This window comes from Pseudofrankia saprophytica, from assembly GCF_000235425.2.
GTDB classification, from domain to species: Bacteria; Actinomycetota; Actinomycetes; order Frankiales; family Frankiaceae; genus Pseudofrankia; species Pseudofrankia saprophytica.
Genome location: NZ_KI912266.1, coordinates 6,440,788 through 6,451,755 on the forward strand (window position 1 = coordinate 6,440,788; position 10,968 = coordinate 6,451,755).

Here is a 10,968-nt window from a genome sequence, read left to right on the forward strand (position 1 = left end):
CGAGGCGACGGTCTGCCCGGCCACGGGCGTGGCCGGAGCCACGACCGGGGCCGGGGCCACCGGTGCGCCCATCGACGGTGAGGTGCCCGTCTCCGATACCGGCGGCTGGGTGCCCTGGGCCTCGGCGGCGTCGCGGCGGCCACGGGCGAGGCGGCGACGGATCCGTACTCGGGCGCGCGCGGTCCTGACGAACGACAGCCAGTCCTCGCTGGGCCCGGCGTGCGGCAGGTTCGACGTGAGGATCTCGACGACGTCGCCGTTGCGCAGCCGGGTGTGCAGCGGCACCAGCCGGCCGTTCACCCGGGCGCCGACCGCCCGGTGGCCGATGTCGGTGTGCACCGCGTAGGCCACGTCGACGGGCGACGACCGGGCCGGTAGCGCGATCGCCTTGCCCTTCGGGGTGAAGGCGAGCACCTCGTCGGCGTCCAGGTCGCTGGAGAGCGACTCGAGGAACTCCCCCGGGTCCTGCGCCTCGTCCTGCCAGTCGAGGAGGCTGTGCAGCCAGGCCAGGCCCTCCAGCCGGGCCCCGTCGGCGCCGGCGCCGACGGGGCGGGCGACGATGCCGGTCTCGGCGAGGACGTGCATCTGCCGGGTACGGATCTGGATGTCGACCGCGTGGCCGGTCGCGTCGGTGACCGTCGTGTGCAGCGACTGGTACATGTTGAACTTCGGTGTGGCGACGAAGTCGCGCAGCCGGCCCGGAACAGGCCGCCACAGCCCGTGGATCACCCCGAGCGCGGCGTAGCAGTCGCGGACGTCCTCGACGAGCACCAGCACCCGGACGATGTCGTAGAAGTCCCGGGGCTGCCGGCCGCGTTCCTGGGCGCGCTTGTGGATCGAGAACAGGTGGCTGGTGCGCACGGACACGTCACCGGCGATCTTCGCCTCGCCGAGGCCGGAGCGCAGCCGGGTGACGACCGCCGTGAGCTGGCCGCTCTCCCGCTCGGCGGCGATGAAGTCGTCGACGAGCATCTTCGTGCGCCGGTGCTCGTCCGGGTCGAGCACCTCGAACGCCCGGTCCTCCAGCTCGCGCTTGATCACGCTGACGCCGAGCCGGTGCGCGAGCGGGGCGAGGATCTCCAGGGTGACGCGGGAGATCTTGGCCTGTTTCGGCGGCGACATGAAGCCCAGCGTCCGCATGTTGTGCAGCCGGTCGGCGATCTTGATCAGTAGGACGCGGTAGTCCTTGGCCAGCGCCACGATCAGCTTGCGCAGCGTCTCGGCCTCGGCCGCCTCGCCGAAGCGCATCTTGTCCAGCTTGGTGACCCCGTCGACGAGGTTGGCCACCTCGCTGTCGAACTCCTCGGTGAGCAGCTCCAGGGTCGCCCTGGTGTCCTCGACGGTGTCGTGCAGCAGCGACGCGACCAGGGTCGTCGTGTCCACCCCGAGATCGGCGAGGATCTCGGCGACGGCCACCGGGTGGATGATGTACGGGTCGCCGCTGCGGCGCATCTGGCCGCGGTGGTAGAGCTCGGCGGCCTCGTACGCGCGCACGATCGCGCCGATCTCGGCCTTGGGGTGGAAGTCGCGATGGGCCTCGACGATGTCGCGCAGCTCCGGCGGGATCTGCCCGCCGCGGCCGGAGGCCACCCGGCGCGCCAGGTGCGCGAGCCGGTGGCTGGCCTGGCGGGCGGCCAGCAGCGGGCGCGCGTCCTCACCAAACGGCGTCGTCACCCCAGGCGACAGACTTCCCCCGGCCGGCAGTGCCGCCCGCGCCCCAGCGTCCATCGCCCCCGCCCTCCTCTACGGCGCCGCAGGCCTACGCCTGTACGCCAGATGTGACCCGGAAACAGTCGTAGACGCCCTCGATCCGGCGCACCGCGCCGAGCACCTGTCCCAGGTGCTTCGCGTCGCCCATCTCGAAGGTGAACCGGCTGATCGCCACGTTCTCACGGTTCGTGGTGACCGACGCCGACAGGATGTTGACGTGATGGTCCGACAGCACCCGGGTGACGTCGGAGAGCAGCTTCGCGCGATCCATCGCCTCCACCTGTATCACCACCAGGAAGACGGAGCCGCTGGATGGGGCCCATTCGACACTCACCTGCCGGTCCGCCGACGGGCTCGCCGGGTCGCCGACGTTGACGCAGTCGGTGCGGTGCACCGACACACCTCGTCCGCGGGTGACCAGGCCGGTGATCTCGTCACCCGGCATCGGCGTGCAGCACCGGGCCAGCTTCACCCAGATGTCGGACGCCCCGGAGACCAACACCCCCGGGTCGCCGGCGGAGCGGCGCAGCGGGCGGATCGGCAGCGCGGTGTCGGCGACGTCCTCCTCGGTCGCCTCCGGACTGCCCATCGCGGTGAGCAGCCGGTTCACCACCGCCTGCGCGCTGATGTTGTTCTCGCCGACCGCCGCGTAGAGCGCGCTCACGTCGGCGTAGCGCAGGTCCTTGGCCAGGCTGAGCAGGCCCTCACCCGTCATCAGCCTGGTCAGTGGCAGGTTGTGGCGGCGCAGCGACCTGGCGATCGCGTCGCGGCCCGCGACGACCGCGTCCTCACGGCGCTCGCGCGCGTGCCACTGGCGGATCTTGGAACGGGCCCGGGACGAGCGGACGAACGTCAGCCAGTCCTCGCTGGGCCCGGCTCCCTGTGCCCGGGAGGTGAAGACCTCGACGGTGTCGCCGTTGTCGAGTTCGGTGTCCAGCGTGACGATCCGGCCGTTGATCCGGGCGCCGACGCACTGGTTGCCGACGTCGGTGTGGACCGCGTAGGCGAAGTCGATCGGGGTGGAGCCCGCCGGGAGCGGGATGACGTCACCCTTCGGGGTGAACACGAAGACCTCGTCGGCCGGAGCCTCGAAGCGCAGGCTGTCGAGGAACTCGCCGGGGTCCGCGGACTCCCGCTGCCAGTCCAGGATCTGGCGCAGCCAGCTGGCCAGGTCCGGCTCGTCGCCGCCGCGGCGGCGACTCCTGGCCAGGTCCGGCTCGTCGCCACCGCCACCGCGGCGGCGGCTGGCGGCCCGGCCCTCCTCCTTGTACTTCCAGTGCGCGGCGATGCCGTACTCGGCCCGGTTGTGCATCCCGTGCGTGCGGATCTGCAGCTCGACCGGCTTGCCCTCCGGGCCGATCACGGTCGTGTGCAGCGACTGGTACATGTTGTACTTCGGCATCGCGATGTAGTCCTTGAACCGGCCCGGGATCGGCTTCCAGTTCGCGTGGACGGTGCCGAGGGCGGCATAGCAGTCGCGGACCGAGTCGACGAGCACCCGAATGCCGACCAGGTCGTAGATGTCGTCGAAGGACCGGCCGCGCACGACCATCTTCTGGTAGATCGAGTAGTAGTGCTTGGGCCGGCCGACGACGACCGAGGCGATGCCCGCCTCTGACAGGTAGGACTGCACCCCTGCGGTGACGTCGGCGAGGTAGACGTCCCGGCTCGGCGCCCGGTCCGCGACCAGGCGGACGATCTCGTCGTAGCGCTTCGGGTACAGCGCGGCGAAGGAAAGGTCCTCCAGCTCCCACTTCAGCGAGTTCATCCCGAGCCGGTGCGCGAGCGGCGCGTAGACCTCCAGCGTCTGGCGGGCCTTGCGCTCCTGGCGGTGCTCGGGCAGGAACCGCAGCGTGCGCATGTTGTGCAGCCGGTCGGAAAGCTTGACGACGAGGGCCCGCGGGTCGCGCGCCATCGCGATCACCATCCGGCGGATCATCTCCGCCTGCGCCATCTCGCCGGCGTTGACCTTCTGCAGCCGGCTGACCGCGTCGACGATCAGCGCCACCTGGTCGCCGAACTGCTCGCGGATCGCGTCGGCGGTGAGCGTCGTCTCCTCGAGCGTGTCGTGCAGCAGCGCGGCGCACAACGTCGGGACGTCCATGCCCAGGTCGGCGAGGATGCTCGCGACCGCGATCGGATGGGTGATGTAGGGGTGGCCGGAGGCTCGCACCTGCCCGGCATGCGCCGCGTCCGCCACCTGGAAGGCCAGCTGGACCGGCCCGATGTCGGCCTTCGGGTGGTTGGTGAGCAGGCCGCGCAGCACCGGGTCCAGCGCGGAGGGCGGAGTCTCGCGATGCGGGGAGAGGCGCGAGAGCCGGCTGCGCAGCCGGCGCGGCAGCGGCGGCGACTCGTGGCCCAGCCGGGGCGTCACCGGGGCGCCGTCCTCGGGCAGCTCGTCCGACACCGGCCCGCCGGCCAGGACACCACCGCTGGCCAGGACACCCCCGCCGACCGGTGCGCCCCCGCCGACGGCCTCGGTCTCGGTGACCGGACGGTCGACCCCCGCCGCGCCCGCCGCGGTGGCGCCCGCGTCCTCGCCGGGAGCGCGCTCGCCGGCGCCCTGGCTCCCGGTTCTGGGCAACCCACGACGCCGCTCCGGCGCCGGACCCGTCACGGGCCCGGGCGCCGGGAGCGGTCCGCCGCCGGTTATCACCGGGATTGCGTCGGGCACTGGCCTGCTCCTGCCGGAAAGTCTGACTTCGAGACTAACGCTGGGTTAGCCGCAGGCCTTCCGCAACCCAGCCAAGCCGACACCGAAGCCCCGGGATCATGCCTGGGTGGCCTCGGTGACGCGCGCGGCGGCCGTAAGGACGGCGGCGCGTGGCAGGTAGGGCAGGGCCCCGCTCGGCGGCGGGCGGCCCGCGGGCGGCGGGAGCGAGAAGCCTAGATCGACAGAAGGGTGGTCACGTTGAGTGACGGAATCTGGGTGCGGCCGGCCAGGAACGTGAGCTCCATGAGCACGGCGAGGCCGAGCACCTCGGCGCCGCCGTGGCGCAGCAGGTTGACGGCCGCGGCGGCCGTACCACCGGTGGCGAGGACGTCGTCGATGATGAGCACCCGGTCCCCGGCGCCGACGGCGTCGGCGTGCATCTCCAGGGTCGCCGTGCCGTACTCCAACGCGTAGGACTCGGTGACCGTGCGGCCGGGCAGCTTGCCCTGCTTGCGGATCGGGACGATCCCAGCGCCGATCCGGTCGGCGACCGGCGCGGCCAGCAGGAAGCCGCGGGCCTCGATGCCCGCGACCACGGTCGCACCGAGCCGTTCGGCCGTGTCGGCGAGCGCGCCGATCACCGCCCCGAAGGCGGCCGGGGTCGCCAGCAGCGGAGTGATGTCCTTGAACACCACGCCCGGCTGGGGGAAGTCGGGGACGTCGCGCACGTGGGAGCGCAGCGCCTGGGCCGCCGCCGCGAGGCCGGCGTCGGCCGCCTCGGGCGTCAGGGCGCTCGCCGCGGGAGTCTCGATGCTCGTCATGGCGCCTTCTTACCGTCGCCGCTTCCCACCGGGGCGACCTCCGCCGCGGCGCGGCGCGGCGCGGCCGCGGCCGGCCGGCTGGCCAGGGCGGGCACCCGGACGGCGTGGCACTCCCGCCGAGGCGGGTTCCCGTTCCTCGTCACCGACCTCGACGACGCTGGCGTCCGCCTCGCCGGCCGCCCCGGCCAGGCGGGGGGCGCGCGCCGCCGTGCCCGTGTTCTTGCCCGACGCCGCGGCTTCGGCCATCGCGCTCGTGCGCGCGGCGCTCGCCCGGGCCCGCAGCACCCGAGCCTGGAGGGCCAGAACCGCCGGCTCACGCTGCTTGAAGTCCACCAGCAGCGGGGCAGCGAGGAACAGCGACGAGTAGGTGCCCGAGGCGATACCGACGAACTGGGCGAGGGCGAGGTCCTCGAGCGTGCCCGCGCCCAGCAGGCCCGCGCCGACGAACAGCAGCGACGCGACCGGGATCAGCGCGATGAACGAGGTGTTCAGCGAGCGGATCAGGGTCTCGTTGAGCGAGTCGTTGGTCTCCTCGGCGTAGGTACGCCGGCTGGACGTCGCGATCCCGGCGGTGTTCTCCCGTATTCGGTCGAAGACGACGACGGTGTCGTACAAGGAGAAGCCAAGGATGGCCAACAGCGCGATGATCGTGGACGGCGTGACCTCGAACCCGACGAGCGAGTAGATGCCGAGAGTGACCACGAGGTCATGGATCAGCGCCACCATCGCGGCGGCCGCCATCTTCCACTCGAACCGGAACGTCAGGTAGAGCATCACCAGCACGAGGAAGATCACAAGGCCCTCGACGGCCTTTTTCGTGATGGTGGAACCCCAGGAGGCGCCGACCGTCGAGACCGCGATATCGGCGCTCTTCGCTCCGAAGTCCTCTGCCACCTGACTGGTGACTGCCTCGGCCTGGGCGTCGGTGAGCACCGGAGTCTGAACCCGCAGCTGCTTGCTGGTCTCGAGCTGCTGGATGATCGCGTCGTTCGGGTTCACCCCGGCCGAGTTCAGCGTGCCGCGGGCGTCCTCGACCGAGTGGCCGTTCGCCGGGAACTGGAAGACGGCGCCGCCGGAGAAGTCGATGCCCAGCGAGAAGCCGCGCACGATCATGCTGACGATGCAGATCACCAGCAGGACACCCGAGAACAGGTACCAGATCTTGCGCCGGCCGATGAAGTCGAACCAGAACTCGCCGCGGTAGAACCGGGTGATCGCCGACATCTCAGGACTCCCGCTTCTGTCCGGGCCTGGCGGCACGCGCCCCCGGCCGGGGGCCGGAAGCCACTCCTGGCGGCGCTCCCTGGGCCGGGGTGCCGCCGCCTGGTGCTCCGCCACCTGGTACTCCGGCGGCCGGTACGGTGCCGACCCGGCGCGAGAGCCGGGGCCGCTCCTTGCCGTCGGTGCTCCCGCGTTTCGCCGGGGTGAGGCCCGACCACTTCGGCGAGTTGAACAGCCGGCGCCGGACCAGCAGGGTCACCAGCGGCCTGGTGAAGATGAACACGATGACGACGTCGGACAGCGTCGAGAGCCCCAGGGTGAAGGCGAAGCCGCGTACCGACCCGATGGAGACGATGTAGAGCACCGCGGCCGCGAGGAACGAGACCGTGTCCGCGGACAGGATGGTGCGCCGCGCGGCCGGCCAGGCCCGCTCGACCGCCGCCCGGGTGGTCCGGCCCTGGGCGACCTCGTCCTTGATGCGTTCGAAGTAGACGACGAAGGAGTCAGCCGTCACGCCGACCGAGAGGATCAGACCGGCGATGCCGGCGAGGGTGAGCGTGAACCCGATCGCCTCGCCGAGCAGCGTGACCGCGGCGTAGATCAGCACGCCGCTGACCGCGAGCGAGGTGATCACGACGACGCCGAGCAGCCGGTAGTAGAAGAACGAGTAGAGGATCACCAGGGCGAGGCCGATCCCGAGCGCCAGCAGGCCGCCCTTGAGCTCGTGCCGCCCGAGCGTTGGCGAGATCGACTCCGCCTGCGACTTCTCGAACGACAGCGGCAGTGCGCCGTACTTCAGCACGTTGGCCAGGTCGTCAGCGTCGGACTGGGTGAAGCTGCCGGAGATCTGGGCGGAGCCGGGGATGCGCTCGTTGGTCGTCGGCGCTGACTGCACGACGCCGTCGAGCACGATCGCCACCTGCTTGCCGATCGTGTCCTCGGTCAGCTTGGTGAACTTGTTCTGGCCCGAGCCGGTGAAGTCGACGTTCACGACCCACTGGCCGGTGTTGACGTTGGTGGTGCCGCCGCTGGACAGCAGGCCCGCCGACGCGGTCTTGACGTCGGTGCCGATCACCTTCGCCGGCTTGAGCAGGTACTTGACCTGGCCGGTCCGGTCGCACGCGGCGGTCCAGTCCCCCGGCGCGTCGGTGGCGGCGGCGGAGCCGCGTACCTCCGACGGGGCACAGGTCAGCTCGTCGTACTTCTTCTGGACGTCGGCGGGCGGCGTGTTCGCGTCGGCCGCCGGGCTGGCGCTCGGCGTCGGCGTCGCGGACGGGGTGGCGCTCGCGGACGGCGTCGAGGTAGGCGTGGGCGTCGGGGTGGCGCTCGGTGTCGCAGCCGCGGCCGGGCTCGCGGACGCCGAGGCCGACGCCGTCGCGCCGGCGGTCGGCTGCCCGCTCGCCGGCGCGAGCGTCGAGCCGGCCGACGGCGAGGCCGACGCGCCGGCGGACGGGGTGGCCGTCGGGCTGGGAGCCGGTGCCGCGGCGCCGGAGGTGACGACCTCACGGAACCGGAGCTCGGCCGTCTGGCCGACGAGGTTGACGACGTCGGAGCGCCCGCGGCCGGGCACCGAGATCTCGATCTGGTTGCCGTTGCGCTTGACCTCGGACTCGGCGACGCCAAGCCCGTCGACCCGCTGACGGATGATGTCGATCGCCTTGTCGACGGCGCCGCTGTTGACCTTCTGGCCCGCCTGCGTCGACTTCGGCGTGAGGATGACGCTCGTGCCGCCCTGCAGGTCCAGGCCGAGGCGGGGCGTGAACGTCCCGGTCAAGGCCATGATCCCGTACAGCACCACCAGCACACCGGCGAGGGACCCCAGCCGGAGCCAGAACGGCCGCATCTCGCGCGACCGTGTCGACCGACGTGCCAACGGATGTCCCTTCATGACCGCCGGGTCGACGATGATCCCGGCCGGAGCCCAACGTATCCGACGAGCGACGGGATGGGGACGTTGGCCGCCCAGCCCGCGCCGGATGGGTCGTTCTTCTTACGACGCAGGGACGCCTACAGTTCCTTCTTCGGCTTGTCCGCGTCATCGGGCGCCGGACGGTCCTCGCTTGCCGGCTCGCCCGAGGGCTCCGACGTCGCGTCCGCGGCCGTCCCGGCCGGCGATCCGTCGGCCGTCGGCGTGTCGTCGTCCGGAGTCTCGGCCGTGTCCTCGTCGACCTCGGTGGTCGGCGAGCTCACGATCCGGCCGATCGCGCCCCGGCTGAACCGGCACACGACGTCCGGCGCGATCTCCAGGAGCACATCCTGGCCGTCGACCTCGACGACCGTCCCGTAGAGCCCGCCGCGGGTCATGATGAGGCTGCCCGGGCCGAGCTTCGACTGCTCCTGCTGGGTCGCGCGCGATCGCCTGCGCTGGATCGTGAAGAAGTACACCCCTACCAGAATGATCAGAAGCGGCAGTAGCCAGCTGCCGGCGCCGCCACCGCCACCCTTGTCGTCGGCCGTGGTCTCGCCGGCCGCAAACGCGGCGGTCGCCAGTACGTGCACGTCCTGCCCTCCTCGGTGTCGCGGCCGATCGTACGGCGGTCCCGTGACCGGACGCTCCGCGCCCCAGACCTACCAGATCGCTACGCGATCCGGCAGGGACCCCGACCAGGCGCCGCCTGTCGGGCGCGCAGCGCCCTCCCCGAATGGTTCCGGGTCAAGGCGTATGACGATCGTTGGCCTGGTCGCGGGTGGGCGACGTGGCCGGGTTGGTACTGCGCCGATGCGCCGTCACGTTCTGTGGTTCTGTTGCGCGCATTGCCCACCAACGCGACGCCTCACCAACCGTGCGGCCTGACGTCCGAACCCAGGCCACGCCCAAGGGGCCGGTTGGGCGGTGGGATGACTCAGTTGGCGTCGGCGTCGGCCTCGAAGCCCGGTTCGAACAGGGGGGCGGGGATGGCCTGGGAGCGGCCCAGCGGGTCGGCCGGGGGGTCGTAGCCGAGGTGGGCGAAGGCGGCCGGGGTGGCGACCCGGCCGCGGGCTGTCCTGGCGAGTAGGCCGGCGCGCAGCAGGAACGGCTCGGCCACGTCCTCCACGGTCTCCGGCTCCTCACCCACCGACACCGCGAGCGTGGTGAGCCCGACGGGGCCGCCCCCGAACCGCTTGACCAGGGCGGTGAGCACCGCGCGGTCGAGCCGGTCGAGCCCGAGCGGGTCGACGTCGTACACCCGCAGCGCCGCCCTCGCGACCTCCAGGGTGATGACCCCGTCGGCACGCACCTCGGCGTAGTCGCGGACCCGGCGCAGCAGCCGGTTGGCGATCCGAGGGGTGCCGCGGGAGCGCCCCGCCACCTCGACCGCCCCCTCTGGCCTGAGCTCCACCCCCAGCAGCCGGGCGGACCGGGTGAGCACGGCGGTCAGCTCGTCCGCGTCGTAGAAGTCGAGATGGGCCGTGAAGCCGAACCGGTCGCGCATCGGCCCGGTCAGCAGGCCCGCCCGGGTGGTCGCGCCGACCAGGGTGAACGGGGCGACGTCGAGCGGGATCGCGGTCGCGCCGGGGCCCTTGCCGAGCACTACGTCGACGCGGAAGTCCTCCATCGCGGAGTAGAGGAGCTCCTCGGCCGGGCGGGCGATCCGGTGGATCTCGTCGATGAAGAGCACCTCGCCGGGCGCGAGCGACGTGAGGACGGCGACCAGGTCACCGGCCCGCTCGATCGCGGGGCCGCTGGTGAGCCGCAGCGGCACCGCCAGCTCCTGCGCGATGATCATGGCAAGGCTCGTCTTGCCGAGGCCCGGCGGCCCGGACAGCAGCACGTGGTCCGGCGGGCGCCCCCGGCCGCGCGCACCGGCCAGCATGATCGACAGCTGTTCCCGTGCCTTGCGCTGCCCGACGAACTCCGCCAGCGTCCGCGGCCGCAGTCCCGCCTCGAACGCACGCTCCTCGGCGTCCGCCGCGGTCGCGGCCGCGACGAGCCCTTCCTCGCTTCCCATGTGCCCCACTGTCCCGTACGCCCCCTGCCGCCTAACGCGGCCGCAGGACGGCGAGCGCGGCGCGCAGCAGCGCGGAGACGTCGCCGTCCGGGCCGTCGCCGGTCGCCGCCACCGCGTCCTGCGCCTCGCGGGTCGAGTATCCAAGGCCGACGAGCGCGTCCGTCACCTGCTCGGTCGCGGTCCTCGGGGCGGGCATGATCCGTCCCGAGGCGCCGAGGCCGGCGCGCGGCGCCGCGCCACCCACCGGCGGGCCGAGCTTGTCCTTGAGGTCGAGCACGATCCGCTGGGCGCCCTTGCGGCCGACGCCGGGCACCTTCGTCAGTGCCGCCAGGTCCTCCTCGGCGACCGCGCGGCGCACGTCGTCCGGCGCCAGCACCCCGAGGACCGCCTGGGCCAGCTTCGGCCCGACTCCGCCCGCGGCCTGCAGAGTCTCGAAGACCTCCCGCTCGTCGGCGTCCGCGAACCCGTAGAGCGTCAGCTCGGTCTCCCGGACCACCAGGGCGGTCGCGAGCCGCGCCGGCTCGCCGACGACGAGCCCGGCGAGCGTCACGGGGGTGCACTGCACCAGGAGTCCCACCCCGCCGACCTCCACGACGGCCGCCGTCGGCGACACCGACAGCACCGGCCCGGCGAC

8 protein-coding genes are annotated in these 10,968 nt (G+C 72.4%); all 8 read right to left on the reverse strand.

Annotated elements, in window-relative coordinates:
• A partial coding sequence (locus FRCN3DRAFT_RS56570; protein ID WP_035925275.1) for a RelA/SpoT family protein occupies positions 1-1,728 on the reverse strand: 1,728 nt, incomplete at its 3' end.
• A 31-nt stretch (positions 1,729-1,759) separates the two neighbouring features.
• Positions 1,760-4,384, reverse strand: coding sequence for a RelA/SpoT family protein (locus FRCN3DRAFT_RS0227300; protein ID WP_007520025.1), 2,625 nt, complete (start codon positions 4,382-4,384; stop codon positions 1,760-1,762).
• A 212-nt stretch (positions 4,385-4,596) separates the two neighbouring features.
• Positions 4,597-5,184, reverse strand: coding sequence for an adenine phosphoribosyltransferase (locus FRCN3DRAFT_RS0227305; RefSeq protein ID WP_007520026.1), 588 nt, complete (start codon positions 5,182-5,184; stop codon positions 4,597-4,599).
• A 9-nt stretch (positions 5,185-5,193) separates the two neighbouring features.
• A complete protein-coding gene (secF, locus tag FRCN3DRAFT_RS0227310; RefSeq protein ID WP_007520027.1) occupies positions 5,194-6,408 on the reverse strand; it encodes a protein translocase subunit SecF in 1,215 nt (404 codons plus the stop codon).
• A 1-nt stretch (position 6,409) separates the two neighbouring features.
• Entirely contained in the window at positions 6,410-8,248 is a 1,839-nt protein-coding gene (secD, locus tag FRCN3DRAFT_RS0227315) for a protein translocase subunit SecD (protein ID WP_007520028.1), read from the reverse strand.
• 164 nt (positions 8,249-8,412) lie between these two features.
• Positions 8,413-8,904 carry a preprotein translocase subunit YajC gene (gene yajC, locus FRCN3DRAFT_RS49895; RefSeq protein WP_007520029.1) on the reverse strand — a complete coding sequence of 164 codons (492 nt, stop codon included), beginning with the start codon at positions 8,902-8,904 and terminating at the stop codon, positions 8,413-8,415.
• A gap of 344 nt (positions 8,905-9,248) precedes the next feature.
• Positions 9,249-10,334, reverse strand: a complete 1,086-nt coding sequence (gene ruvB, locus FRCN3DRAFT_RS0227325) for a Holliday junction branch migration DNA helicase RuvB (protein WP_007520030.1) — start codon at positions 10,332-10,334, stop codon at positions 9,249-9,251.
• A gap of 31 nt (positions 10,335-10,365) precedes the next feature.
• Positions 10,366-10,968: Holliday junction branch migration protein RuvA (gene ruvA / locus FRCN3DRAFT_RS0227330; RefSeq protein WP_007520031.1), on the reverse strand; the 603-nt coding region annotated here is incomplete at its 5' end.

What these genes read in the sequence shown, in the direction of transcription:
- FRCN3DRAFT_RS0227305 (WP_007520026.1), bottom strand. Translation starts at nt 5,184, where the DNA reads ATGACGAGCATCGAGACTCCCGCGGCGAGCGCCCTGACGCCCGAGGCG.
- secF (WP_007520027.1), bottom strand. Translation starts at nt 6,408, where the DNA reads ATGTCGGCGATCACCCGGTTCTACCGCGGCGAGTTCTGGTTCGACTTC.
- secD (WP_007520028.1), bottom strand. Translation starts at nt 8,248, where the DNA reads ATGCGGCCGTTCTGGCTCCGGCTGGGGTCCCTCGCCGGTGTGCTGGTG.
- ruvB (WP_007520030.1), bottom strand. Translation starts at nt 10,334, where the DNA reads ATGGGAAGCGAGGAAGGGCTCGTCGCGGCCGCGACCGCGGCGGACGCC.